Source organism: Nocardioides sp. WJ219, assembly GCF_058559815.1.
In genome coordinates, this window is sequence record NZ_JBZUJV010000002.1 from 178,336 (window position 1) to 203,593 (window position 25,258).

Annotated in this window: 23 protein-coding genes and 1 tRNA gene; 5 read left to right on the forward strand and 19 right to left on the reverse strand. The window is 73.2% G+C overall.

Features of this window, described 5'->3' with window-relative positions:
* Nucleotides 1-36 precede the first annotated feature (36 nt).
* The 14 genes from AC4MBH_RS04935 to argS form a co-directional block, all read right to left on the reverse strand.
* A complete protein-coding gene (locus AC4MBH_RS04935) occupies nucleotides 37-495 on the reverse strand; it encodes a hypothetical protein (protein ID WP_491793233.1) in 459 nt (152 codons plus the stop codon).
* 55 nt (nucleotides 496-550) lie between these two features.
* Nucleotides 551-1,696 (reverse strand): glycosyltransferase family 4 protein, encoded by a 1,146-nt coding sequence (locus AC4MBH_RS04940; RefSeq protein ID WP_491793234.1) that lies wholly within the window; start codon nucleotides 1,694-1,696, stop codon nucleotides 551-553.
* Complete coding sequence (locus AC4MBH_RS04945; RefSeq protein ID WP_491793235.1) at nucleotides 1,689-2,360, reverse strand: L-threonylcarbamoyladenylate synthase; 672 nt, start codon at nucleotides 2,358-2,360, stop codon at nucleotides 1,689-1,691. The genes AC4MBH_RS04940 and AC4MBH_RS04945 overlap by 8 nt, the downstream gene beginning before the upstream one ends.
* Nucleotides 2,361-2,365: 5 nt before the next feature.
* Nucleotides 2,366-3,205 carry a peptide chain release factor N(5)-glutamine methyltransferase gene (prmC, locus tag AC4MBH_RS04950; protein WP_491793236.1) on the reverse strand — a complete coding sequence of 280 codons (840 nt, stop codon included), beginning with the start codon at nucleotides 3,203-3,205 and terminating at the stop codon, nucleotides 2,366-2,368.
* Complete coding sequence (gene prfA / locus AC4MBH_RS04955; RefSeq protein WP_491793237.1) at nucleotides 3,202-4,275, reverse strand: peptide chain release factor 1; 1,074 nt, start codon at nucleotides 4,273-4,275, stop codon at nucleotides 3,202-3,204. Before prfA ends, prmC begins: the two co-directional genes overlap by 4 nt.
* 83 nt (nucleotides 4,276-4,358) lie before the next feature.
* Nucleotides 4,359-4,586 (reverse strand): 50S ribosomal protein L31, encoded by a 228-nt coding sequence (gene rpmE / locus AC4MBH_RS04960; RefSeq protein ID WP_491793238.1) that lies wholly within the window; start codon nucleotides 4,584-4,586, stop codon nucleotides 4,359-4,361.
* A gap of 120 nt (nucleotides 4,587-4,706) precedes the next feature.
* On the reverse strand, nucleotides 4,707-6,290 hold the full coding sequence (locus AC4MBH_RS04965) for a sensor histidine kinase (RefSeq protein ID WP_491793239.1): 1,584 nt from the start codon (nucleotides 6,288-6,290) through the stop codon (nucleotides 4,707-4,709).
* Nucleotides 6,291-6,395: 105 nt separating this feature from the next.
* Entirely contained in the window at nucleotides 6,396-6,761 is a 366-nt protein-coding gene (locus AC4MBH_RS04970) for a response regulator transcription factor (RefSeq protein ID WP_491793240.1), read from the reverse strand.
* Nucleotide 6,762: 1 nt separating this feature from the next.
* Entirely contained in the window at nucleotides 6,763-8,661 is a 1,899-nt protein-coding gene (rho, locus tag AC4MBH_RS04975; protein WP_491794119.1) for a transcription termination factor Rho, read from the reverse strand.
* Nucleotides 8,662-8,845: 184 nt separating this feature from the next.
* Nucleotides 8,846-9,748, reverse strand: a complete 903-nt coding sequence (thrB, locus tag AC4MBH_RS04980; protein ID WP_491793241.1) for a homoserine kinase — start codon at nucleotides 9,746-9,748, stop codon at nucleotides 8,846-8,848.
* Nucleotides 9,745-10,812, reverse strand: coding sequence for a threonine synthase (gene thrC / locus AC4MBH_RS04985; RefSeq protein WP_491793242.1), 1,068 nt, complete (start codon nucleotides 10,810-10,812; stop codon nucleotides 9,745-9,747). Before thrC ends, thrB begins: the two co-directional genes overlap by 4 nt.
* Before the next feature lie 77 nt (nucleotides 10,813-10,889).
* Nucleotides 10,890-12,206 (reverse strand): homoserine dehydrogenase, encoded by a 1,317-nt coding sequence (locus AC4MBH_RS04990; RefSeq protein WP_491793243.1) that lies wholly within the window; start codon nucleotides 12,204-12,206, stop codon nucleotides 10,890-10,892.
* Complete coding sequence (gene lysA / locus AC4MBH_RS04995) at nucleotides 12,206-13,606, reverse strand: diaminopimelate decarboxylase (protein ID WP_491793244.1); 1,401 nt, start codon at nucleotides 13,604-13,606, stop codon at nucleotides 12,206-12,208. The genes AC4MBH_RS04990 and lysA overlap by 1 nt, the downstream gene beginning before the upstream one ends.
* 10 nt (nucleotides 13,607-13,616) lie before the next feature.
* Nucleotides 13,617-15,272 (reverse strand): arginine--tRNA ligase, encoded by a 1,656-nt coding sequence (gene argS / locus AC4MBH_RS05000; RefSeq protein WP_491793245.1) that lies wholly within the window; start codon nucleotides 15,270-15,272, stop codon nucleotides 13,617-13,619.
* A gap of 81 nt (nucleotides 15,273-15,353) precedes the next feature.
* Between argS and AC4MBH_RS05005 the strand changes: the two genes are divergently transcribed.
* Nucleotides 15,354-15,426: transfer RNA gene (locus AC4MBH_RS05005), tRNA-Arg, on the forward strand.
* 29 nt (nucleotides 15,427-15,455) lie between these two features.
* Here the strand turns inward: AC4MBH_RS05005 and AC4MBH_RS05010 are convergent.
* Genes AC4MBH_RS05010 through AC4MBH_RS05020 form a run of 3 tightly spaced genes read right to left on the reverse strand, consistent with a single transcriptional unit; the run spans nucleotide 15,456 to nucleotide 18,194 of the window.
* A complete protein-coding gene (locus tag AC4MBH_RS05010) occupies nucleotides 15,456-16,664 on the reverse strand; it encodes a YibE/F family protein (protein ID WP_491793246.1) in 1,209 nt (402 codons plus the stop codon).
* Nucleotides 16,665-16,701: 37 nt separating this feature from the next.
* Nucleotides 16,702-17,601 carry an LCP family protein gene (locus AC4MBH_RS05015; protein WP_491793247.1) on the reverse strand — a complete coding sequence of 300 codons (900 nt, stop codon included), beginning with the start codon at nucleotides 17,599-17,601 and terminating at the stop codon, nucleotides 16,702-16,704.
* A complete protein-coding gene (locus tag AC4MBH_RS05020) occupies nucleotides 17,601-18,194 on the reverse strand; it encodes a hypothetical protein (RefSeq protein WP_491793248.1) in 594 nt (197 codons plus the stop codon). Before AC4MBH_RS05020 ends, AC4MBH_RS05015 begins: the two co-directional genes overlap by 1 nt.
* A 179-nt stretch (nucleotides 18,195-18,373) precedes the next feature.
* Here AC4MBH_RS05020 and AC4MBH_RS05025 point away from each other — a divergent pair, with 179 nt between their 5' ends.
* The 4 genes from AC4MBH_RS05025 to AC4MBH_RS05040 are packed head-to-tail and all read left to right on the forward strand — an operon-like array spanning nucleotide 18,374 to nucleotide 23,525.
* Entirely contained in the window at nucleotides 18,374-22,165 is a 3,792-nt protein-coding gene (locus AC4MBH_RS05025; RefSeq protein WP_491793249.1) for a multifunctional oxoglutarate decarboxylase/oxoglutarate dehydrogenase thiamine pyrophosphate-binding subunit/dihydrolipoyllysine-residue succinyltransferase subunit, read from the forward strand.
* A gap of 47 nt (nucleotides 22,166-22,212) precedes the next feature.
* Complete coding sequence (locus AC4MBH_RS05030) at nucleotides 22,213-22,389, forward strand: DUF6104 family protein (RefSeq protein WP_491793250.1); 177 nt, start codon at nucleotides 22,213-22,215, stop codon at nucleotides 22,387-22,389.
* A gap of 46 nt (nucleotides 22,390-22,435) precedes the next feature.
* A complete protein-coding gene (locus AC4MBH_RS05035) occupies nucleotides 22,436-22,846 on the forward strand; it encodes a VOC family protein (RefSeq protein ID WP_491793251.1) in 411 nt (136 codons plus the stop codon).
* A 22-nt stretch (nucleotides 22,847-22,868) separates the two neighbouring features.
* Entirely contained in the window at nucleotides 22,869-23,525 is a 657-nt protein-coding gene (locus AC4MBH_RS05040; RefSeq protein WP_491793252.1) for a thymidine kinase, read from the forward strand.
* A gap of 4 nt (nucleotides 23,526-23,529) precedes the next feature.
* Here the strand turns inward: AC4MBH_RS05040 and AC4MBH_RS05045 are convergent, their stop codons facing one another.
* Both AC4MBH_RS05045 and AC4MBH_RS05050 read right to left on the reverse strand, forming a co-directional pair.
* Nucleotides 23,530-24,654 carry an alkaline phosphatase family protein gene (locus tag AC4MBH_RS05045; protein WP_491793253.1) on the reverse strand — a complete coding sequence of 375 codons (1,125 nt, stop codon included), beginning with the start codon at nucleotides 24,652-24,654 and terminating at the stop codon, nucleotides 23,530-23,532.
* Between the two features lie 16 nt (nucleotides 24,655-24,670).
* On the reverse strand, nucleotides 24,671-25,258 hold the full coding sequence (locus tag AC4MBH_RS05050; protein ID WP_491793254.1) for a DUF5998 family protein: 588 nt from the start codon (nucleotides 25,256-25,258) through the stop codon (nucleotides 24,671-24,673).

Below are 25,258 nucleotides of genomic sequence, written 5' to 3' on the forward strand. Positions count from 1 at the left end.
GGTGCGCCGCGCTCGGACAATAGCAGTCCCGTGTCGTCACTTCGAACCCTCGCTGCGGTCGTCGTCACCGAGGTCGTAGAGGGGGATTCGGGCCGCCGAGGCGAGCACGATCTGGCACGTGCTCCACACCAGCGCGCTGGCCACCACCGACGCCCCGAGCCAGCCGCGCGAGAGCGTGTCGTCGAGGAGATCGGCGGCCGAGAAGGCGAGGAAGAGGCCGATGATGACCATCACCTGGCCGGTGTAGGTCACCAGGGCGACCATCAGGGCGACCTCGGCGCTGCGCGAGGACATCGCGTTGACGGCGAGCGCGCCGCTGACGAAGACGGCCAGGACGACACCGGCCCCGACCAGCACCGACAGCAGGCCGGCCCGCCCCGTGACGAGCGCGGCGACGACGGCCAGCACCAGCGAGATGGCGAGCGAGCCGACGGTCGCGCGGACCAGGATGCTGGTCGGCGTCTCTCCCGCGAGGCGGTGGAGGGCGGTCGTCATCGTCGGCGGCCGTTCTAGTAGGGCGTGCGGTGCTGCGTCCTGCTCGTGAAAGTTATCACAAGGTCTCCTCGGACAGCACGCGGGGTCGGTGCACGACCGGCAGCGCAAAGGTCAGCAGCAGGGTGACGGCGAAGCCGACGCCGATCGCGATCCAGACCGGGGAGCCGGTGCGCAGGCTGGCCAGCACCGTGGAGAAGGCGATCAGCCCGGCCCAGACCCACATGATCACGACCGCGCGGCGGTGGGAGTGCCCGATCTCCAGCAGGCGGTGGTGCAGGTGCTGCTTGTCGGGCGCGAACGGCGAGCGCCCCGCCCGGGTGCGGCGCACCACGGCGAGGACGAGGTCAGCGAAGGGCACGATCAGGATCAGGATCGGCAGCGCCGCCGGGAGCAGCATCGGCAGGAAGCTCGCCCGGGCGCCGTCCTGGCCGAGGGTGATGTCCTCGGCGCTGAACTGGGTGGTCACGGTGATCGCGGTCGCCGAGAGCACCAGGCCGATGAGCATCGAGCCGCTGTCGCCCATGAACAGCCGGGCGGGGTGGAAGTTGTGGACCAGGAACCCGGCGCACACGCCGGCGAGCGCGGCGGAGAGCAGCGCGCCCGTGGTCGCCCGGGTCACGTCGTTGGCCGCGCTGAGCTGGTAGCAGTAGACGAAGAACGCCAGGGCCGCGATGCCGACGACCCCGGCGGCGAGGCCGTCGAGGCCGTCGACGAAGTTCACGGCGTTGACCGTGGCGATGACGATCACCGCGGTCAGGATCGCGCCCTGGGCGGCGTCGAGGGAGAACTGCTCCTGGTTGGGGGCGTAGAAGAACTTGAACTGGACCCCGGAGTAGACGAGCAGGCCGACGGCCATCACCTGGCCGCCGAACTTGGTCAGCGCGTCGAGGTCGAAGATGTCGTCGAGGACGCCGACCCCGCAGATCAGGGCGCCGGCGAGGATCACGGCGCGCGCGTCGGGGAACGTGAACGACCCGCTGTCGGGGCTGGACAGGAACGGCAGCTCGCGGGCCACGAGGTAGGCCGCCACCAGCCCGCCGAGCATCGCGAGGCCGCCGAGGTAGGGGATCGGCTCGGCGTGCACGTCGCGGTCGCGGACGGCGGCCACCGCCCCGGTGCGCAGCGCGATCTCGCGCGCGACGACGGTCAGCAGGTAGGTGACGGCACCCGCGACGAGGAAGACGACCAGGTACTCACGCATCGGCCTCACCGTCGACCAGGGTCGCTCCCAGCGGCTCGAGGACCTCGTTGAGCTGCTCGAGGCTCAGCGCCCCCAGGCGCAGCACCCGGCCCTGGCTACCGGTGGCGTCGACGATCGTGGACGACTCCCCCACCGGCGACTCGCCGGCGTCGATGATCACGGCGACCGCCTCGCCGAGCATCTCCTCGGCCTGGTCGGCGTCGGTCGCGGCGGGCGAGCCGGTCAGGTTGGCCGAGCTCACGGCCAGCGGACCGGTCCGCTCGAGGACCTCGCGGGTCAGCTCGTGGTCGGGCATCCGCACCGCCACCGTGCCGCGGGTGTCGCCGAGGTCCCACATCAGGGAGGTCTGCTGACGGCACACGAGCGTGAGCGGGCCGGGCCAGAAGGCGTCGACCAGCGCCCGGGCGTAGCCGGGCACGTCGCGGGCGAGCGCGTCGAGGGTGGTGGCGCTGCTGACCAGGACGGGCGGCGGCATCTCGCGACCCCGGCCCTTGGCCTCGAGCAGGTCGGCGACGGCGTCGGCGTCGAAGGCGTCGGCCGCGACGCCGTAGACGGTGTCGGTGGGCAGCACCACGAGGTCGCCCCGCTGGACCGCGAGGGTGGCGGCCTCGATGGCCGTCTCGCGCTCCTCGTCGGTCCCGGTGGGGTAGCGCTCGGACGTCACCTGCCTCATCCTGCCAGCCGCGCCGTGACGAACCGGGGACGCCCGGCGAGGTCGCGGTGGTCGCGTACGTCGACCCACCCCCCGGCCGCGACGAACGCCGCCGGCGCGGACTCACCCTGGACGTCGGCGTGCTCGGCGCCGACCACTCCCCCGGGCCGCAGCAGCCGCGCGGCGCGGCGGGCGAGCAGGCGGATCGCGTCGAGCCCGTCGGCGCCCGAGAACAGCGCGAGATGGGGGTCGTGGTCGCGGGCCTCGGGCGCCACCGACTCCCACGCCTCGAGCGGGACGTACGGCGGGTTGCACACCACCACGTCGACCGTGCCGCGCAGGTCGTCGAACGCCTCGGCCATCGACCCGGCCCGCAGGTCGACGCCGGTGCCGGCGAGGTTGCGCGTCGCCCAGGCCAGCGCGGACTCGTCGAGCTCGACCGCGTGGACCACCGCGTGCGGCACCTCGTCGGCGACCGCGCGCGCGATGGCGCCCGACCCGGTGCACAGGTCGACGACCACGGGCGCGGCGAGCGGCGCCGCCTGATCGATCGCCCACCCCGCCAGCAGCTCGGTCTCGGGGCGGGGCACGAAGACCCCGGGGCCGACGGCCAGCTCGACGTGGCGGAACCCCGCGACCCCGGTGAGGTGCTGCAGCGGCTCGCGCCGGGCCCGGCGCGTCAGCAGGGCATCGTAGGCGGCCACCTCGCGCTCCCCCACCTCCTCGACCAGGGCCAGCCGGCTGCGCGGGAGGTCGAGGACGTGGGCGAGGAGCACGGCGGCGTCGTGCTCGGGGCTGGCCACCCCGGCCGCCCCGAGGCGGGCGGCGGCCGCCCCGAGGAGCGCGCGGGGCCTCACTGCTCCAGGGCCTCGAGCCGGCCGGCCAGGTCGGCGTCGACGCACGAGTCGAGGACCGGCTGGAGGTCGCCGTCGAGGACCTGGTCGAGGTTGTAGGACTTGTAGCCCGTGCGGTGGTCGGAGATCCGGTTCTCCGGGAAGTTGTAGGTCCGGATGCGCTCGGACCGGTCGACGGTGCGGACCTGGCTGCGGCGGACCTCGCCGGCCGCGGCGTCGGCCTCCTCCTGGGCGGCCGCCAGGAGCCGGGCGCGGAGGATGCGCATGGCCTGCTCCTTGTTCTGCAGCTGGCTCTTCTCGTTCTGGCAGCTGACCACGATGCCGGTGGGCACGTGCGTGATCCGCACGGCGGAGTCGGTGGTGTTGACGCTCTGCCCACCGGGTCCGCTGCTGCGGAAGACGTCGATGCGCAGGTCGTTGTCGTCGATCGTGACGTCGACCTGCTCGGCCTCGGGCAGCACCAGGACACCGGCCGCGCTGGTGTGCACCCGGCCCTGCGACTCGGTCACCGGCACCCGCTGGACGCGGTGGACGCCGCCCTCGAACTTCAGCAGCCCGAACGGCGTGGCGCCCGGCTCGGGGGTGCCCTTGGCCTTGACGGCCACGGTCACCGACTTGTAGCCGCCGAGGTCGGACTCGGTGGCGTCGAGGACCTCGACCGACCAGCCGCGCTGCTCGGCGTAGCGGGTGTACATGCGGAGCAGGTCGCCGGCGAACAGCGCCGACTCCTCGCCGCCCTCGCCGGACTTGATCTCCAGGAGGGTGTCCTTGTCGTCGGCCGGGTCGCGCGGCGCCAGCAGCCGGCGCAGGCGCTGCTCGGCCTCCGGCAGCTGCTCAGCGAGGGTGGCCGCCTCGGCCGCGAACGACGCGTCCTCGCCGGCCAGCTCGCGGGCCGCCTCGAGGTCGTCGCCCAGCGCGGTCCACTCGCGCCAGGCGGCGATGATGGTGGTCAGCTCGGCGTAGCGCCGGTTGAGCTTCTTGGCCAGGCGCGCGTCGGCGTGCGTCTCGGGCTCACCGAGCCGCCCCTCGAGCTCCTGGTGCTCGACGATCAGGCCCTCGACGGGCTCGAACATGGTGACCTCTCCTCGGCTCCTGGGCGACGGTGGAACGGGACGAGCGCCGACCCCCGCATCGGGGGTCGGCGCTCGTGAGGTCGCTACTTGCTGGAGTCGGCGGCGGCCTTCTTCTTGTACCGGGCCTCGAACCGGGCGACGCGGCCGCCGGTGTCGAGGATCTTCTGCTTGCCCGTGTAGAACGGGTGGCACTGGGAGCACACGTCGGAACGGATCGAACCGGAGGCGACGGTGCTGCGCGTCGTGAACGTCGCGCCGCAGGTACAGCTCACCTGGGTGACGTGGTAGTCGGGGTGCGTGTCCTTCTTCATGGCTGTCCTCTCGATGTGCCCCGGGTCGCCGCACGGCGTGCAGCGTGAACCGGAGCCGACGTACATCGTAGTGAACACCGCGCGGTCTCCCATATTCCGCGGGTGGGGGTCGCCGTACCGCTAGGCGTCGCGCGACCCGGCGGGGACGCCGTCGCTGGCCGGGGAGGGCACCGCGGTCAGGCGGGAGTACCGCTCGCCGTGCAGCCGCAGGCGGACGAAGACGGTGGTCCCCTCGCCCTCGGCGGACTCGATGACCACGTCGCCGGCGTGCTTGTCGATGATGGTCTGGACGATGCGGAGCCCGAGGCCGGTGCCCGCGATCTCGTTGGTCATCGCGTTGGAGGCGCGGAAGAACCGGGTGCCGAGCCGGTCGATCTCGGCGCTCGGGATGCCGATGCCGTGGTCGCGCACCACGACCTCGACCCGGCCGAGGACCCGCCGGACCGACACCTCGACCGACCCGTCGTCGTGGCTGAACTTCACCGCGTTGCCGAGCACGTTGAGGAACGCCCGGTAGAGCAGCGCCCGGTCGCAGAGGACCGGCATCGGGACGTCGGGGGCGACCACGTCGATCGTGATGCCGCGGCGGGCCGCGGTCATCCGGACGTCGGTGACCGCGTCGACGACCATCTCGGTGACGTCGGAGGGCTCGAGCTCGGAGGGACGGTTCTCGGCCTTGGAGAGCGCGAGCAGGTCGTCGATGAGGGCGCGCAGCCGGAGCACGTTGCGCCGGGTCGCCTCCAGCATCCGGTCGTGGCGCGGGTCGAGCCGGCCCTCGAACTCGTCGGCGACCATCTCGAGGTAGCCGCTGATGGTGGTCAGCGGCGTCCGGAGCTCGTGGGAGACGTTGGAGACGAAGTCGTCCTTGGCGCTGTCGAGGACGTGGAGCTCGTCCTGGATGCGGCCCTCGACCGCCTGGGCCCGTGAGCCCGCGTCGGCGAAGTCGTTGAGCGCCCGGGCGATCGAGCGGACCTCCTTGGGCCCGGTGTGGGCGGCGGCCCGGCCCTCCGGGTCGTCCTGGAGCATCCGCTGGACGACCTGCTCGAGCGCGCGCAGCGGCTCGGAGATCTCGGCGAGCACACGCGACCGGGTGCGCAGGACCAGGATCACCGAGACGCCGAGGAGCACCACCATCGCCATCACCGTCAGCCACAGGCGCAGGGCGGCGGCGGAGCCGGCCTCGTCGCGCTCGTCCGCCAGCGCCTCGGACGTCGCCGCGCGGGCGTCGCGGTAGCCGGCGAAGGTGCGCTGGCCGGCGGCGTACTGCTCGGGCCGCAGGACGCCGGCACGGCCGGTCACGACCGGCTCGGCGTAGTCCTCGACCCACCGGTCGACCTCGGCGACCTCGCGGTCGACGAGCGTCCCGACACCGGCGCCGTCGGCCTCGCGACGCAGCGCGTCGGCGGCGGCGGCGACCTCGGTGCGTGCCTCGCGGTAGGCGTCGAGGGCGGCAGGCTCGCCGGTGAGCGCCCACGCCGAGGTGGCCGAGTCGAGACCGGCCACGCTCGCCACGAACCGCTCGTGCGCCTCGGTGGCCGGCTCGACCTCGTCGGAGAGGCGCCGCACCGCGGACTCGCTGGCCAGCACGCCGGTCACGCAGATGACGACGGCCAGCACGACGAGCGCGGCCGTCCGCCAGACCACCGGCGCGAGCAGGTCCCGGACCGGCCTGCCCGGTGTGGACCGCTGGACGTCACCCGTCACCGCACCGTCCTCCCCCGGACCGCAGACGCTCCCCCCTCAGGGCGTCGGTGCATCGTAGCGCCGCGCGCGACGGACGGGGAGGCGGACGGGGACGGCCGGAGGCGGTCAGCGCGCGAGCAGGGCCTCGACGCGGGACGCGAGCTCGCGCGGGCTGAAGGGCTTGGTGATGTAGTCGTCGGCCCCGGAGTCGAACCCCGTGTTGACGTCGGACTCCTGGGCGCGGGCCGTGAGCAGGATCACCGGGAGGTCGAGCAGCTCGGGGTCGCTGCGGATGATCCGGATCGCGTCGAGCCCCGAGACCCCCGGCATCATCACGTCGAGGACGCACAGGTCGGGGCGGCGCTCGCGGCAGGCCTCGATCGCCGCGGCCCCGTCACCGACGGCGACGATGTCGTGACCCATGGTCGAGAGCTTGAACTCCACCAGCTCCCGGATGTCGACGTCGTCGTCGGCGACCACGATCCGTGCCATCTCAGTTCTCCTGTCGCGACGACGAGGCGCCGGCCGGTAGGGCGGCGCGCTGCACCTGGGTGAGCAGCTCGATGTTGCTCTGCGTGCCGCGCACCCGGTCGAGCAGCAGCTCGAGAGGACCCTGACCGTCCGCGGTGGCGAGGGCACCGCGGAGCTGGTCCACGATGGCCAGCTCCTGCTCGCCGAGCAGCAGCTCCTCGCGGCGGGTGCCGGAGGCCAGCGGGTCGATCGCCGGGGTCAGGCGGCGCGCGGCGAGGTCGCTGCGCAGCCGCAGCCGCAGGTTGCTGGTGCCCTGCAGCTCCTCGAGGATCGCCTCGTCGGTGGCCGAGCCGCTCTCGACCTGGGCGGTCGCCAGGATCGTGAGGGAGCCGCCGTTCTCGATGTTGCGGGCGGCACCGAAGAACCGCTTGGGCGGGTGCAGCGCCGCTGCGTCGACCCCGCCCGCCATTACCCGGCCCGACGGCGGCGCCGAGAGGTTGTAGGCGCGCCCGAGCCGGGTCAGCCCGTCGAGCAGGACGACGACGTCGTGGCCCAGCTCGACCAGCCGCTTGGCCCGCTCGATCGCGAGCTCGGCGAGGACGGTGTGGTCGGCGGCCGGCCGGTCGAACGTCGAGGCGATGACCTCGCCCTTGACCGTGCGCTGGAACTCCGTGACCTCCTCGGGCCGCTCGTCGACCAGCACGACCATGAGGTGGCACTCGGGGTTGTTGGCCGAGACCGCCGCGGCGATCGACTGCAGCAGCGCGGTCTTGCCGGCCTCGGGTGGCGACAGGACCAGCCCGCGCTGGCCCTTGCCGACCGGCGCGACGAGGTCGATGACCCGGCCGGTCAGGTTGGCGGCGTCGGTCTCCAGGCGCAGGCGCTCGGAGGGGAAGAGCGGGGTCAGCTTGGCGAAGTCGGCCCGCGTGCGGGCGGTGTCGGGGTCGTGACCGTTGACGCTGTCGACGCGCACCATCGGGTTGAACTTCTCGCGGCGCTCGCCCTCGCGCGGGTGCCGGACCTGACCCACGATCGCGTCGCCGCGACGCAGGCCGAACCGGCGCACCATCGACAGCGACAGGTAGACGTCGTCGGGGCCGGGGAGGTAGCCGCTGGTGCGGACGAAGGCGTAGTTGTCGAGCACGTCGAGGATGCCGGCGGCCGGGACCACCACGTCGTCCTCGAGGATCGTCGTGTCGGGCTCGTGCCGGCCGACCGGGCCGCCGGGGGCGTGCTGGTTGCCGCCGCCCTGGCCCTGCGGGGCACCCTGCGCCTGGCCCTGCGGTCCGCCCTGCTGCCCGCCCGACTGACCACCCTGCTGGACCGGCTTGTCCAACCGGTTGCGGTCGCGACCGCGTCGCCGGCGGTTGCGTCCGGTGCGGCCCTCGCCGTCGCCGTCGAGGCCGCCCTGCTGCCCGCCCTGGTCGCCCTGGTCGGGGTCCGACCTCTGCTCGGGCTTCTGGTCCGACTTCTGGTCGGGCTTCTGGTCGGGCTTCTGGTCGGGCTTCTGGTCGGGCTTCCGGTCGGGCTTCTGCTCGGACGAGCGCTCCGGCTTCTGCGCCGGCTTCTGCTCCGGCTTCTGCTCGGACGTGCGGTCGGGCTTCTGCGCCGACCGCTTCTGGTCCTGCTGGGTTGCCTGGCGGTCGGCCTGGCGGTCGGCCTGCCCCTCCGGGTCGGGCCGCCGGTCCGTGGTCCGCGCGGGGGCGTCCTGGCTCGCCGCGGGCTCGTCACTCCCCCGGGCCGGCGGCGGCTCGCGGTCGCCGTCGGTGCTCGCCGCGGGGGCGGCCTGGGACGACCTGGCTGCCGGGGCGGCGCCGGCCTGGGCGGCCTTGATGGCCTCGACGAGCTGGGCCTTCTTGAGCGAGCCCGCACCCTTGATGCCCATCCCCGAGGCCATCGCCTTGAGGTCGGCGAGCAGCATGCCGTTGAGGCCGCCGGCGCGCTTCTTGGGCGCCGGTTCGGCGGATCCGGTGGTCTCGGTCACGTGGGGTCCTTCAGACAGGTGTCGAGTCGCAGCCAGGCACGGCACGGACCGGTCGCGACCCGAGGAGGTGCGTCGCGGTGGACCCGCAGACGCCGCTCCGGGAACCCGGAGCGCGGCAAGGCTAGCACCCGGCCAGGGTGGCGCCGGGCACTCCGATCGCCAGCGCCCGCGCGGTCCAGCCGTCGGGGCGGCGGGCCAGCAACCGGTCGAGGTCGGTGCGGGGGTCGGTGAGGACGAGCACGGTGGGACCCGCCCCCGAGACCACGGCCGCGTGCCGGTCGGCGCGCAGGGCCCGGACGAGCGCGAGCGAGGCCGGCATCGCGGGCTCGCGGTAGTCCTGGTGCAGCAGGTCGTGCGTCGCCTCGTACAGGTGGTCGGGCTGGCCGGCCAGCGCCGCGACGAGCAGGGCCGCGCGACCGGCGTTGGCGGCGGCGTCGGCGTGCGGCACGGTGGCCGGCAGCAGCCCGCGGGCCGCCTCGGTCGAGAGTCCCTCGGGCGGCACGAACACGACGGCGCCGACACCGGGGGCCACCGGGCAGGAGGTGCTCCAGAAGCGGCCGTCGCGGTGGCCGGAGACGGTGAAGCCGCCGAAGTACGCCGGCGCCACGTTGTCGGGGTGTCCCTCGGTGCGGGCGGCGAGGTCGAACGCCTCGAGGTCGCCCAGGCGCTCCGAGCCGCCCTCCACGAGGGCGCGGGCGAGCACGATGCCGCCGACGATCGCGGCCGAGGACGACCCGAGCCCGCGGGCGTGCGGGACCACGTTGCGACAGCGCAGCCGCAGACCGGACGGCTGGCCGCCCAGCGCCTCGAAGGCGGCGCGCATCGCGACGATCACCAGGTGCGTCTCGTCGAGCGGTACGGCGTCGGGTCCCTCGACCTCGATCTCGAGACCACTCGGCAGGACCTCGGACTCGAGCTCGTCGCGCAGGTCGAGGGTCAGGCCGAGCGTGTCGAAGCCGGGCCCGAGGTTGGCCGACGTGGCCGGCACGCTCACGCTCACCGGGCCGTCGACGAACCGGGTCACGCCAGCCCGGCCGCGCTCGCCGCGGCGGCGACGTCGGCGTCGACGACCGTGTCGACCAGGGCCCCGACGCCCTCGAGGGCGGTCGCGGTGTCCTTGAGCCCGTGGCCGGTGACGGTGACGACCACGGTGGCGCCGGCGTAGGTCTCGCCCTGGGCGAGCTCCTGCAGCATCCCGGCGATGCCGGCCGCCGACGCCGGCTCGACGAAGACGCCGTCGCGCGAGGCCAGCTCGCGCTGGGCGGCGAGGATCTGCTCGTCGGTGACCGAGGCGAAACGACCCTCGGACTCCTTGGCCGCCTGCTCGGCGAGGTGCCACGACGCCGGGTTGCCGATCCGGATGGCGGTGGCCTTGGTCTCGGGGTCGGGGAACGGCTCGCCGGTGACCAGCGGTGCCGCGCCCGCGGCCTGGAAGCCCCGCATCACCGGCCGCCTGGTGGCGCGGCCGAGGGCGGCGTACTGGACGTAGCCGAGCCAGTACGCCGAGATGTTGCCGGCGTTGCCGACGGGCAGCAGGTGGTAGTCGGGGGCGTCACCGAGGAAGTCGACGATCTCGAACGCCGCGGTCTTCTGGCCCTCAAGGCGCACCGGGTTGACGCTGTTGACCAGCGCGACCGGGTAGTCGATGGCCAGGCCGCGGGCCATGGCGAGGCAGTCGTCGAAGTTGCCGCGGACCATGATCACCTGCGCGCCGTGCACGATCGCCTGGGCCATCTTGCCCGCGGCGATCTTGCCCTCGGGCACGAGCACGAGCGGCTTGAGCCCGGCCTTGGCGGCGTAGGCGGCCATCGAGGCGGAGGTGTTGCCCGTGGAGGCGCAGACGACGGCCTCGGCCCCCTCGGCCTTGGCGACCGAGATGGCGGCGGTCATGCCGCGGTCCTTGAACGAGCCGGTGGGGTTGCCGCCCTCGACCTTGAGGTGCACCTGGGCCCCGGTGAGCCCGGAGAGCCACTCGGAGTGGACCAGCGGGGTGCCGCCCTCGCGCAGGGTGACCGCGGGCGTGCCCTCGGGGATGTCGAGCAGGTCGCGGTACTCCTCGATCACGCCGAGCCACTGACGGCGGGGCACCCCTCGACCTCCGGGGTTCCCGCCGCGTTGTTCGCCGGAGGAGCGAAGCGGGGAAGGCGAAAAAGGCGGTGGGGTGGTCATTCCTCTGCTCCTTCGACGCGCATCACGGAGGTGACGTCGCGGACGATGTCCATGCCCCGCAGGTGCTCCACGGTCGCGCTGAGCTGGGCGTCGGTCGCGCTGTGGGAGACCACGACGAGCTGGGCGTCGTCGTCGCGGCCCTCCTGACGCACGGTCTGGATGGAGACCCCGTGCTCGGCGAAGGCGTGGGCGACGGCGGCGAGGACGCCGGCGCGGTCGTCGACGTCGATGGCCACGTGGTAGCGGGTGCGGGTCTCGCCCATCGGCAGCACGGCCCGGTCGGCGTACGCCGACTCGCCGGCGCCGCGGGTGCCGGCGACGTGGTTGCGGGCGACGGTCACCAGGTCGCCCATCACCGCGCTCGCGGTGGGCGACCCGCCGGCGCCGGGGCCGTAGAACATCAGCTGGCCGGCGGCGTCGGACTCGACGAACACGGCGTTGTAGGCCTCGCGGACGCTGGCCAGCGGGTGGCTCCGCGGGATCATCGCGGGGTGGACGCGCACGGCGACGGCCTCCTCGCCGTCGGTGCTGTCGGTGCCGGCGCGCAGCTCGCAGATGGCGAGCAGCTTGACCACGCACCCCATGCCGCGCGCCGAGGCGATGTCGGCGGCGGTGACCTCGCTGATGCCCTCGCGGTGCACGTCGGAGGCCGTGACCCGGGAGTGGAAGGCCAGCGAGGCGAGGATGGCGGCCTTGGCCGCGGCGTCGAATCCCTCGACGTCGGCGGTCGGGTCGGCCTCGGCGTAGCCGAGCTCCTGGGCCTCCTCGAGCGCCTCGGCGAACCCGGCGCCGGAGGAGTCCATCTTGTCGAGGATGAAGTTGGTGGTGCCGTTGACGATGCCGAGCACCCGGGTGACCCGGTCGCCGGCGAGCGACTCGCGCAGCGGGCGGAGGATCGGGATCGCGCCGGCGACGGCGGCCTCGTAGTAGAGGTCGCGCCCGGCCTTCTCGGCCGCCTCGAACAGGGTGGGGCCGTCCTCGGCGAGCAGGGCCTTGTTGGCCGAGACCACGCTGGCGCCGTGCTCGAGCGCGGAGAGGATCAGGCTGCGCGCCGGCTCGATGCCGCCGATCACCTCGACCACCAGGTCGACGTCGTCGCGGGCGACCAGCGCCTCCGCGTCGGTGGTCAGCAACCCCTCGGGCAGGTCGATGTCGCGCGGGGCGTCGATGCGGCGCACGGCGACGCCGGCCAGCTCGACCGGCCGCCCGACCCGGGCCGCGATGTCGTGGGCCTGCTCGGAGAGCAGGCGCACCACCTGCGACCCGACCACGCCGCAGCCGAGGACCGCCACCTTCAACGGCTCTGTACCCATCACGCACCCACGTCCGTCGCCAGCAAGTCGTCCTCAGTCTCCCGTCGGAGCAGGATCCTGGCCTCCCCGTCCCGAACCGCGATCACCGGGGGGCGGAGCGCGTGGTTGTAGTTGGAGGCCATCGAGCGGCAGTAGGCGCCCGTGCCGGGCACCGCGAGCAGGTCGCCGGGGGCCACGTCACCGGGCACGAACTCGTCGCGGACGACGATGTCGCCGGCCTCGCAGTGCTTGCCGACGACCCGCGCGAGCACGGGCGGGGCCGCCGAGGCGCGGCTCGCGAGCGTGCAGGAGTAGTCGGCGTCGTACAACGCGGTGCGGATGTTGTCGCTCATGCCGCCGTCGACGCTGACGTAGGTGCGCACGGCCCCGCCGTCGAGCGCGACCGGCTTGACCGTGCCCACGGTGTAGACGGTGCACATCGACGGACCGACGATCGCGCGGCCGGGCTCGATCGACAGCCGCGGCGGCTCCAGCCCCAGCCCGCGGCACTCGTCGGCGACGATCTTGGTCATCTCCGTGGCCAGCTGCGCCGGGTCGGAGGGGTCGTCCTGGGTCGTGTAGGCGATGCCGAACCCGCCGCCGAGGTCCATCTCGGGCATGGTCACGCCCAGCTCCTCGCTGACGCGGGCGTGCAGGCGCAGGACGCGCCGGGCGGCGACCTCGAACCCGGAGGAGTCGAAGATCTGGCTGCCGATGTGGGAGTGCAGGCCGAGCAGGTCGAGCCCCGGCGTCTCGTGGACCCGCCGGACGGCCTCGTAGGCGTCGCCGCTGGTGATCGAGAACCCGAACTTCTGGTCCTCGTGGGCGGTGGCGATGTACTCGTGGGTGTGGGCCTCGACGCCGGCCGTGACCCGGACCATCACGCCCTGGCGGGTGCCGAGCTCGGCGGTGACCTGGGCCAGCCGCTCGACCTCGGCGAAGGAGTCGACGACGATGCGTCCGACGCCGGCTGCCACCGCCCGCCGCAGCTCGGGGTGACTCTTGTTGTTGCCGTGGTAGCCGAGCAGGGCCGGGTCGACGCCGGCGCGCAGCGCGACCGTGAGCTCGCCGTTGCTGCAGACGTCGAGTCGCAGCCCCTCCTCGACCACCCACCGGGCGACCGTGGTGCACAGGAACGCCTTGGCGGCGTAGTAGACGTCGTAGTCGGCGAAGCCGTCGCGGAACGCGCGCGCCCGGGCCCGGAAGTCGGCCTCGTCGAGCACGTACGCCGGCGTGTTGTGCTCGGCCACCAGGTCGGCGACCGCGACCCCACCGACCACGAGGTCGCCGTCGCGCTTGTGGGCGGTGCTGCTCCACAGCAGCGGCACCAGGTCGTTGGGGTCAGCCGGGGGCCGCAGCCAGGCGGGTCCGCGCAGGGCACCGGGCGCGTGGGCCCAGCCGGCCTCGTGGGTGGTGCTCACGACGACCGGTTCACATCCGCTCGGGGGCGGAGACCCCGAGCAGGCCGAGGCCGTTGGCCAGCACGACGCGGGTGGCCTCGACCAGCAGCAGCCGGGCCCGGTGGAGGTCGTTGGTCTCCTCGTCGCCCATCGGCAGCACCCGGCAGCTGTCGTAGAACCGGTGGTAGGTGCCGGCGAGGTCCTCGAGGTAGCGGGCCACCCGGTGCGGGGCGCGCAGGTCGGCGGCGCTGGCGACGACCTTGGGGAAGTCGGCGAGCGAGCGCAGCAGCACGCCCTCCTTCTCGTGGACCAGCAGCGCGGGGTGCGACTCGGCCACCACGCCGAGGTCGGCGGCGTTGCGCAGCAGGCTGGAGACCCGGGCATGGGCGTACTGCACGGTGAAGACCGGGTTGTCGTTGGACCGCTTGGTGATCTCGGCGACGTCGAGGGTCAGCGGCGAGTCGGCCGGGTAGCGGGCGAGGGAGTAGCGCAGCGGGTCGACTCCGATGTCCTCGACGAGCTCCTCGAGGGTCACCATCGTCCCGGCGCGCTTGGAGAGCTTCAGCTCCTCCCCGTCGCGCAGGATCTTGACCAGCTGCCCGATCATCACGTTGAGCGTCTGGTCGGGGTCGTCGCCGACGCACGCGGCCATCGCCCGCAGCCGGCCGACGTAGCCGTGGTGGTCGGCCCCGAGCAGGTAGATGCAGTGGTCGAAGCCGCGGGCCCGCTTGTCGAGGTAGTACGCCGTGTCGGAGGCGAAGTAGGTGAGCTCGCCGTCGGACTTGATCAGCACCCGGTCCTTGTCGTCGCCGAAGTCGGTGGTGCGCATCCACAGCGCGCCGCCCTCGGTGTAGACGTGGCCGAGGTCCTGGAGCCGCTGCAGGGTGTCGGGCACCGAGCCGGAGGCATGCAGGGACTGCTCGGAGAACCAGACGTCGAAGAAGGTGTTGAACGCCGCGAGCGACTCCTGCTGCTGGCGCAGCTGGACGTCGTAGCCCACCTGCCGCACGGCGGCGCGGCGCTCGTCGGGCGGCAGGTCGAAGATGCCCGGGCGGACGGCCTCGACCTGCGGGACGAGGTCGTCGATGTAGCCGCCGGCGTAGCCGTCGTCGGGCTTCGGCTCGCCGAGCGCGGAGGCGATGATCGAGTCGGCGAAGTGGTTCATCTGCACGCCGCGGTCGTTGATGTAGTACTCCCGGGTCACGGTCGCCCCGGCCGCGTCGAGGACCCGGCCGATCGCGTCGCCCAGGACCGCCCACCGGGTGTGGCCCAGGTGGAGGGGGCCGGTGGGGTTGGCCGAGATGAACTCGACGTTGATCGCCTGCCCGGCCAGCACGTCGGAGCGACCGTAGCGCTCCCCCGCCGCGACGACGTCGGCGGCGACCTGGCCCTGCGCGCCGGCCGCGACCGTGATGTTGATGAACCCCGGACCCGCGACCTCGACGCCGGCGATGCCCGCGTCGTCGCGCAGCCGGGCCGCGAGCAGCTCGCCCAGCGCGCGGGGGTCGGTGCCGGCCCGCTTGGCCAACTTGAGGGCCACGTTGGTCGCGTAGTCGCCGTGCCCCTTCTCCCGCGGTCGCTCCACGGTCACCTCGGCCGGCACGCCGTCGGGCAGGGCGAGCGCGCCCTGGTCGACGAGCGACGCCAGGGCGTCGACGACGGTCGCGGAGAGCTGAGCGGGGTTCACCCGTCAAGGCTATCGGCGGCTACCGGTTTCCCTCTCATCAGTTCCGCCGGGTAGTGTCCGGACCGCGCCGTGAGGCGTGCTGCCTCCGTAGCTCAGGGGATAGAGCACCGGTTTCCGGTACCGGGTGCCGCAGGTTCGAATCCTGCCGGAGGCGCACAGGGTCCAGCGCAGGGTCTGCGCCACTCACCGTCCTCGGTGGCCGCCGGGCTTCTCGAGCCGGGCCGGGCGGTCGTCGGACCGCCGCCGGGCCGCGACCAGCGCCGCCAGCGCCGTGGTGATCGGGACGGCGGCGACCAGCCCGATCGTCGCCACCGCGCTGCGCACCACCTCCTGCGCCACGAGCTGGTCGGTCACGACGCCGCCGAAGGATTCGTCGGCTGCGACGATGAGCACGAGCAGCGGCAGCGACGAGCCGGCGTAGGCCAGGACGATCGTGTTGACCACCGAGGCGATGTGGGCGCGGCCGACACGGCTGGCCGCGCGGTAGAGCTCGAGGGCGCCGTGGGCGGGGTTGGCGTGGGCCAGCTCGTCGACGGTGGCGGCCTGGGTGACCGTGACGTCGTCGAGCACGCCGAGGGACCCGATCACGATCCCGGCGAGCAGCAGTCCCTGCAGGTCGACGCTCAGCCCCGTGCCGACGGAGGCAGCCACGTCGTCGGCAGCACCGCTCAGGTGCAGCGCCGCGACCGCCGCGGCGGACAGCAGCCCGGTGAGGACCAGGCTCACCAGGGTGCCCACCACGGCGACGGTCGTGGACAGGGTGAACCCGTGCGTCAGGTAGAGCACGGTCAGGACGATGGCGGCCGAGCCGACGATCGCGACCAGCAGCGGCGGGCTGCCGGCCAGGATCGCCGGCACCACGAACAGGACGAGCAGGGCGAACGTGGCGCCGAGCCCGACCAGGGCGGTGACGCCGCGCCACCGACCGAAGGCGATCAGCGCCAGCACGAACGCGACGGCCACCACCCACAACCCGGTGCCCCGCTGGTGGTCGACGATCGTGTAGACCTCGCCGTCGGGGCTCGTGGCCCGCACCAGCACCACGGCGTCGCCCTCGTCGACCTCCGGCGCCCCCGCACCGTTGGGCAGCGGCACCTCGAGCGGGGCGGCGTCCTCCCCCGCCCCGTCCCCGGTGAGCCGCACCGTCGCCGTGCCGCACCCGTTGACGTCGTCGGGCAGCGTCTCGGGGCACGCCTCGCGCTCGACGGCGGTGACCTCGCCCTCGACCTGCTCGGCCGCGCCCACGGCCGTGGTGATCGACACCGGGTCCGAGGGCCACAGCCAGACCAGCCCGACCAGGGTGGCCAGCGCGAGGGGCGCGACCACGGCCAGCGCGAGCCGGCGCATGCGGCCGGACTCGGGTGCGGCGTGCCGCGGGTGGTGAGCGCCCATGCCGGCCGATGCTAGGGCGACCGGGGGCCGCCGGGCCTCAGCAGCGCTCGATCGTGGCGTCGCGGCGGGCGTCGTCGCCGTAGCGCCGGGCGTCGTCGACGGAGGGCACCACCACGCTGGCGCCGCCGATGGTCGCGATGCCGCCCTGGACGACGCAGGAGGTGATCCGGGCCGGCTCGACCTGGGCGATCACCTGGGCCAGGCGGAACAGCTCGGCCGGCCCGAGGGCGGTGTCGGTGTGCTTCAGCACGGTGAGCACACCCTCCTCGACGAACCCCGGCCGGTCGACCTGGTCACGGATCCGGGCCTGGATGCCGCGCAGCACGACCTGCTGGTTGGCGGAGCGGTCGAAGTCGCCGTCGGGCAGTGTCTTGCGGATCCGCGCGAAGGCCATCGCGTCGTAGCCGGTGAGCCGGATGCGGCCCTGGTCGAACCCGTCGTCCTTGAGGTCGACGTCGGAGAACGGGCGCGGGTTGCGGACCGTGATGCCGCCGATGTCGTCGACCATCTGCTCGAAGAACGGGAAGCGGGTCACGAAGACGTAGTCGGGCTCGACGCCGACCAGGTCGCCCACGACCTCGCCCAGCAGCTGCGGGCCGCCGTGGTAGAGCGCGGCGTTGATGCGGTCGGTGCCGTAGCCCGGGATCTCGACGTAGGAGTCGCGCGGGATCCCGATGGCCGTCGCCGCACCGGTGCGGGTGTTCATCCCGATCAGCTGCAGCGCGTCGCCGCGGGTGCGGGTCATGTCCTCGCCGGGCCGGGCGTCGGACCCGACCCCGAGGACCCAGACCATGTCGTCCTCGAGCGCGACGCCGTGCGCGTGCTTGAACTCCACGAGGACCGCCTGGGTGGACGCGGTGCCGGCGTCGGGGACCACCAGGCCGAGGGTGGCCAGGAGGGCGGTGAGGACGGCGTAGCGCCGCAGCCGGGTCCGCATCAGAGCACGCCCCGCTGCACGTCGTAGCCGAACACGCGCCAGCCGGCGCCGGCCTGGTAGGTCAGGTAGAGGCGGCCGGTGACCCGCTCGCGGCGCTCGGCGCCGGTCTCGCCGGCGCGGGCCAGCCCGAGCCGGAACTGCGCCGTCACCCCGGCGGGACGGCCGCGGTCGGCGAGGACGTCGAGGCGCAGGCGCTTGGCCAGGGCCCGCACGGCGTACGTCGTCTCGCCGACGGCCGCGTTGCTCATCAGCCGGCGGTCCTCACGGGCCCGCTCCTGCGCGCCGCGGGTGAAGACCGCGAACGCGTCGTCGAAGTCGGTCCGGGGGTAGGTGCCGCCGAGGTAGGCGGCCTCGAACCACTGCTCGACGGTCTCGGTGACCTTGTCGCGCACCTGGGCGCGCGCGGACGCGCCGAGCCGGCCGGTCACCGTGCGGACCGTCGCGGCGATCGGGGTGGGTGCGGCCGCCGTCGCGCCCGACGACGGGCCCGGGTCCGGGGCGTCGGAGGCAGGCGCCTCGGGCTCGTCGCTGCTGCACCCGCCCAGGAGGGCTGCGGCGAGGCAGAGGGCGACGACGGACGGTGCTCGGGTCATGACGGGACGGACGCTCCAGACGACGGTCGCGGGGGGTGCGCGTGTGGGTTCGACAACAGGGTGCCTGAAAGTCCACCCGGCGCCGCGCATTTGCTTCCCCGTGGGTCTAGCCTTGACGGGGTCGGACAGCAGTGTCCCGTCAGCACACCACACCACCTTCGGAAGAGGCGAAACTCGTCGTGCCGCAGTCGTCAGGCCCGTCCACCAGCTCCACCGAACCCGGCTCTGACCTCGGGGCGAACGCGTGGCTCGTCGAGGAGATGCGCGAGGCGTACGACGCCGACCCCTCCAGCGTCGACGAGTCGTGGGTCGCCTACTTCAAGAACGGCGGTGGCGCCAACGGCACCGGCGCCGCGGCCGCCCCGGCAGACAAGTCCGCGGAGAAGTCCGCGGGGAAGCCCGCCGCGAAGCCGGCCGTCGAGCCGGCGGCGAAGCCCGCTGAGGCGAAGGCGGCCCCCCAGGCCGAGGAGAAGCCCGCGGCCAAGAGCGAGCAGAAGGCCGAGCCGAAGGCCGAGCCGAAGCCGAAGGCCGAGCCGCGCGAGGTGACCAAGGCCGCCGAGCCGGCCAAGGCGACCAGCAACCCCACGCCCAAGGAGGCGGCGCCCGCCGAGCCCTCCGCGGCGAGCGACGAGCCGACGTACACCGTGCTGCGCGGCGCGCCCGCCCGCACGGTGGCCAACATGGACACCTCGCTGACCGTGCCGACCGCGACCTCGGTGCGCTCGGTCCCGGTCAAGCTGCTCTGGGACAACAGGATCGTCATCAACAGCCACCTCGCCCGGGCCCGCGGCGGCAAGGTCTCCTTCACCCACCTGATCGGCTACGCGCTGGTCAAGGCCGTCCGCTCGATGCCGGAGATGAACAACGGCTTCCAGGTCGTCGACGGCAAGCCCAACCTGGTCACGCCGGCCCACGTCAACCTCGGGCTCGCGATCGACGTCCCCAAGCCCGACGGCAGCCGGCAGCTGCTGGTGCCGGCGATCAAGGCCGCCGAGCAGATGGACTTCGCCGCCTTCTGGACCGCCTACGAGGACGTCGTCCGCAAGGCCCGCGACAACAAGCTCACCGTCGCCGACTTCCAGGGCACCTCGATCAGCCTGACCAACCCCGGCGGCATCGGCACCGTCCACTCGGTGCCGCGGCTGATGGCCGGCCAGGGCGCGATCATCGGCGTCGGCGCGATGGAGTACCCCGCCGAGTGGCAGGGCGCCTCCGAGGAGGCCCTGGCTCGCAACGCCATCTCCAAGGTGATGACCCTCACCTCGACCTACGACCACCGGGTCATCCAGGGCGCGCAGTCGGGTGAGTTCCTCAAGCGGGTGCACCAGCTGCTGCTCGGCGAGGACGGCTTCTACGACGAGATCTTCCGCTCGCTGCGCATCCCCTACGAGCCGATCCGCTGGGGCCACGACATCGCGACGTCCCACGACGACGAGATCAGCAAGCAGGCCCGGATCCTCGAGCTGATCCACGCCTACCGGGTGCGCGGCCACATGATGGCCGACACCGACCCGCTGGAGTACCGCCAGCGCAGCCACCCCGACCTGCAGGTCGAGACGCACGGGCTGACGCTGTGGGACCTCGACCGCGAGTTCGCGACCGGGTCGTTCGGCGGCAAGGGCCGCCCGTTCATGAAGCTGCGCAACATCCTGGGCATCCTGCGCGACTCCTACTGCCGCACCACCGGCATCGAGTACATGCACATCATGGATCCCGAGCAGCGCCGCTGGATCCAGGAGCGGGTCGAGCAGCCGCACACCAAGCCGCCCCGTGAGGAGCAGCTGCGCATCCTGCTGAAGCTCAACCAGGCCGAGGCGTTCGAGACGTTCCTGCAGACCAAGTTCGTCGGGCAGAAGCGGTTCAGCCTCGAGGGCGGCGAGACCACCGTGCCGGTGCTCGACGAGATCTGCGAGGCCGCCGCCGAGGCCGGCCTCGACGAGGTCACGATGGGCATGGCCCACCGCGGCCGCCTCAACGTGCTGGCCAACATCGTCGGCAAGAAGTACTCGCAGATCTTCCGCGAGTTCGAGGGCAACATCGACCCGCGCACCGTCCAGGGCTCCGGCGACGTGAAGTACCACCTCGGCGCCGAGGGCGAGTTCGTCGCGGGGTCCGGCGACACCATCAAGGTCTCGGTCGCCGCCAACCCCTCCCACCTCGAGGCCGTCGACCCGGTGCTCGAGGGCATCGCGCGCGCCAAGCAGGACGTCCTCGACCGCGGCACCGACTACCCGGTGCTGCCGCTGCTCGTGCACGGCGACGCGGCGTTCGCCGGGCAGGGCGTCGTCGCCGAGACGCTCAACCTGAGCCAGCTGCGCGGCTACCGCACCGGCGGCACCATCCACGTCGTCGTCAACAACCAGGTCGGGTTCACCACCTCGCCCGGCTCGTCGCGCTCCTCGCTCTACTGCACCGACGTGGCGCGGATGGTGCAGGCGCCGATCTTCCACGTCAACGGCGACGACCCCGAGGCGTGCATCCGGGTCGCCCGGCTCGCCTTCGAGTACCGCCAGGCGTTCAACAAGGACGTCGTCATCGACCTGGTCTGCTACCGCCGGCGGGGGCACAACGAGGGCGACGACCCGTCGTACACCCAGCCGCTGATGTACGACCTGATCGAGCAGAAGCGCTCGGTGCGCAAGCTCTACACCGAGTCGCTGATCGGTCGTGGCGACATCACGATCGAGGAGGCCGAGCAGGTGCTGGCCGACTACCAGCAGCAGCTCGAGCGCGTCTTCACCGAGGTCAAGGAGGCCACCTCCCAGCCCAAGGAGTGGACGACGGTCCCCGACTACCCGGACAAGCCGGCGGCCGAGACCACGACGGCGATCTCGCCGGAGTGCCTCAAGCGGATCGCCGACGCCTACGTCACCCCGCCCGAGGGGTTCACCGTGCACCCCAAGGTGATGCCGCAGCTGCAGCGGCGCTCCAACGCGATCACCGGGGGCCCGATCGACTGGGGCACCGGCGAGATCCTCGCGCTCGGCTCGCTGCTGATCGACGGCCGCCCCGTGCGCCTGGCCGGCCAGGACTCCCGGCGCGGCACGTTCGTGTCGCGGTTCGGGACGATCATCGACCGCCGCAACGCCGACGAGTGGACGCCGCTGGCATCCCTGACCGACGACCAGGCGAAGTTCTACCTCTACGACTCGCTGCTCTCGGAGTACGCCGCCCTCGGCTTCGAGTACGGCTACTCCGTGGCCCGTCCCGAGGCGCTCACCCTGTGGGAGGCGCAGTTCGGCGACTTCGTCAACGGCGCCCAGATCGTCATCGACGAGTTCATCTCGGCCGGGGAGACCAAGTGGCGCCAGCAGTCGGGCGTGGTCCTGCTGCTCCCCCACGGCTACGAGGGGCAGGGTCCCGACCACTCCTCCGCGCGCATCGAGCGGTTCCTGCAGATGGCGGCCGACGACGCGTTCACCGTGGCGCAGCCGTCGACGCCGGCGTCGTACTTCCACCTGCTGCGCCAGCAGGCGCTCGGTGAGCACCACCGGCCGCTGATCGTCTTCACGCCGAAGTCGATGCTCAAGCGCAAGGAGGCCGCCTCGCAGCCCGACGACTTCACCTCGGGCACCTTCCGGCCGTTCATCGGCGACGCCGTCGCCGACCAGGACGCCGTCGATACGCTGCTGCTGTGCTCGGGCCGGGTGACCTGGGACCTGATGGTCGAGCGGGCCAAGCGCGACGACGCGCAGCGGTTCGCGATCGGCCGGGTCGAGCAGCTCTACCCGCGCCCGGTCGAGGACATCAAGGCCGAGATCGCGCGCTACCCGCACCTGAAGAACGTGCGCTGGGTGCAGGACGAGCCCGAGAACATGGGCCCGTGGCCGCACTACGCGCTCAACGTGTGGCGCGACCTCGACGCCGAGGTCGAGCCGGTGACCCGGCCGCAGTCGTCGTCGCCGTCGGTCGGCACGGTCAAGCGGCACCTGGCCGAGCAGAAGGAGCTCGTCGAGCGCGCGTTCGCCTGACGCGACGGACGCGACACCGGGCCGGGCGCGGCTGCCAGGATGAGGGCATGTACTTCACCGACCGCGGGATCGAGGAGCTCCAGAAGCGCCGGGGTGACGAGGAGGTCACCCTGGCGTGGGTGGCCGAGCAGCTGCAGGGCTTCGTGGACGCCCACCCGGAGTTCGAGACGCCCGTCGAGCGGTTCGCCACCTGGCTGGCCCGGCTCGACGACCCCGACGACTGAGGCACCCAGCCGATGAGTTCGCGGGCCCGGGACGGTCGTCCTCCCCGTGCTCGCTGACCACCTCGTCCTCGCCCTGCCGACCGCCGACCGCGTCCGGGCCCACGCCTACTGGGGTCCCGACGGCCTGGGGCTCGAGACCCCCGGACCGGTGGCCGAGGACGGCGTGCCCGAGCCGCTGCAGGTCGTCCTCAACGACGGCCTCGCGCTGATGCTGGTCCCCACCGACGGCTTCGGCTGGACGGTCGCCGACCGGGAGGTCGCCCCGCCCGGTGTCGTGGAGTGCCAGCTGACGCTCTCCCACGGCACCACCGAGGAGGTGGACGCGTTCGTCGAGCGGGCCCGGGCGGCGGGCGGCGAGGTCGTCGCCGAGCCGGCGCGCCAGCCGTGGGGGTACGCCGCCACGGTGGCCGATCCCGACGGGCACCTGATGGTGGTCCTGGTGCCCGCCTGGGACTGAGGTGGTGCCAGGATGACTCCTCATGGCCGAGCTGCAGTTCTTCACCGGGACCATGGACTCGGGCAAGAGCACCCTGGCGCTGCAGACCAACCACAACCACGCCGCGCGCGGCCGGCACGGCCGCATCTTCACCGCCCACGACCGGGCCGGTGAGTCGATCCTCTCCAGCCGGCTGGGCCTGACCCACGACGCCATCGAGGTGCCGCCCGACTTCGACTTCTGGCGCTACGTCGTCGACTCGCTCACCCAGGGCGCCCGTATCGACTACGTCATCTGCGACGAGGCGCAGTTCTACACCGCGACGCAGATCGACCAGCTGGCCAAGGTGGTCGACGAGCTGCAGGTCGACGCGTTCGCGTTCGGGATCCTCACCGACTTCCGCACCGACCTGTTCGCCGGCAGCCGGCGGCTGGTCGAGCTCGCCGACCGGGTGCACGTCCTGCAGGTGGAGGCGCTGTGCTGGTGCGGCAAGCGGGCCACGCACAACGCGCGCACCGAGGACGGCGTGATGGTCGTCGAGGGCGAGGTGATCGTCGTCGGCGACGTCGACGAGACCCCCGGTGGCCCGCCCGCCGAGGTCGCCTACGAGGTGCTCTGCCGCCAGCACCACCGGCGCCGGCTCACCGCGGCCCGGGCGCACGCCGTCAGCCTGGCGCCAGACCCGCTGCCCTTCGGCTGAGGGCTCAGTCGACCAGGACGGGGATCAGCATCTCGTCGGGGGTGAGCGAGCCGTGCAGGCCGACGAGCTTGCGCTCGTAGGAGAAGCGCTCGCTGGAGAACACCCCGTGGTCGCCCTGGCAGGCCACCACGACGTCGCCCAGGCGTGGCAGGACACCGGCGTCAACGGGCCCGAACCAGCCCCGGCGGACGGCGTCGCCCCGGCTCAGCACCACGGCGCGGTCGCCCAGGAACGCCGTCCAGGTGGCCAGCACGTCGTCGACGGCGCCGCTGCGGCAGTAGAGGTGGCGGAATCGCGCCTCCCCGCCGAGCAGGGCCACCCCGTCGAGCAGCTCGGCGTGCTCGTCGACGTCGACCCGGTGCGCGTCGGGTGAGTCGACCATGCCGTGGTCGGCGACCACCACCAGCCGGGTGTCGGCGGGCAGCGCCTCGCGCAGCTGCTCGGCCTCGGAGTCGATGATGGCGAGCTGCTGCAGCCACTGGCTCGACGCGACGCCCCACCGGTGGCCGGTCCAGTCGAGGTCGCTGTCGTAGAGGTAGGTGAGAGAGGGGCGGGAGGCCGCCGCGGTGACCGCGGCCGCGATCCGCTCACCGACCTTGTCGGCGCCGACGTAGTCGCCGCCGCGGCTCGAGGCGACGGTGAGCCCGGAGTCGCGGAACTCACGCTTGTTGACCACCGTCACCGAGACGCCGGCGGCCGCGAGCGTCGCGAACGCCGTCGGGTGGGGCTGCCACGCGAGCGGGTCGACGTCGGCGTCCCAGAACAGGTGGTTGAGCAGCTGGTCGGTGCCGGGGATGCGCGCGGTGAACCCCACCAGGCCGTGCGCGCCCGGGGCCAGCCCGGTGCCGAGCGAGGTGAGGCTGGTGGCCGTGGTCGAGGGGACGCCGGCCGTGCCGGGGCCACCGGAGGAGGTCAGCAGCGTGGAGAGGTACGGCGCCGCGTGGGCGTACCGCTCGAGCAGCCGGGCGCCCAGGCCGTCGATGAGGAACACGACGTATGACCCCGCGTCGGGGAGCTCGAGACCCGAGGGCGGCACCCCGATCGGCGCGCCGAGGGCGCGCGCGACCGCGGGCACGACGTCGGCGAGGGACCGGCGGCCGTAGGCGGGCTCGACGAAGGCGGCGCTCACGAGGCGTGCGGTCCGCTCAGTGCTGGGTGCGGGCCGAGAGCGAGGCCGCGAACGACAGCAGCCCGCCCACGGCGTCGCGACCGTCGGCGGCGGTGGAGACCCGCAGCGAGAAGTCGTCGGAGGCCAGCACGCCCGTGTAGCCGTGGTCGGCGTCGCACTCGGGGTCGCTGCACCCGGCGGGCTCGAGGTCGAGGCGGGCGACCCCGCCCCACCCGATCGTCATCACGGCCTCGGCCGGCGGCTGCGGACCCTTGGTCGGGTTGGCGGTCATCCGGGTCACCACGACCGACTTCACCGCGGACAGGCTGATCGCCTCGGTGGACGTCGAGGTGTAGGGCTCGGGCAGCAGGTCGTCGCCGGCGTGCTCGTCGGTGTGCGCCAGGATCAGCCGGGTCGGGGTGAGCACCACGACGCTCTGGTGGCGGCGTACCTCCTCGTTGTCGAAGGTCGGCTCGTGGTGCACGTAGAACGAGACCACCTGCTCACCGGCGACGGCGCCCGAGACGGCGTCGGCGACCACCTCCGGGTAGTAGCCGGTGCGGTCGATGGCCTTGCGGAGCTCACGAGCGTGGTCGACGTCGTCGGTGGGACGGGCAGGACGCAT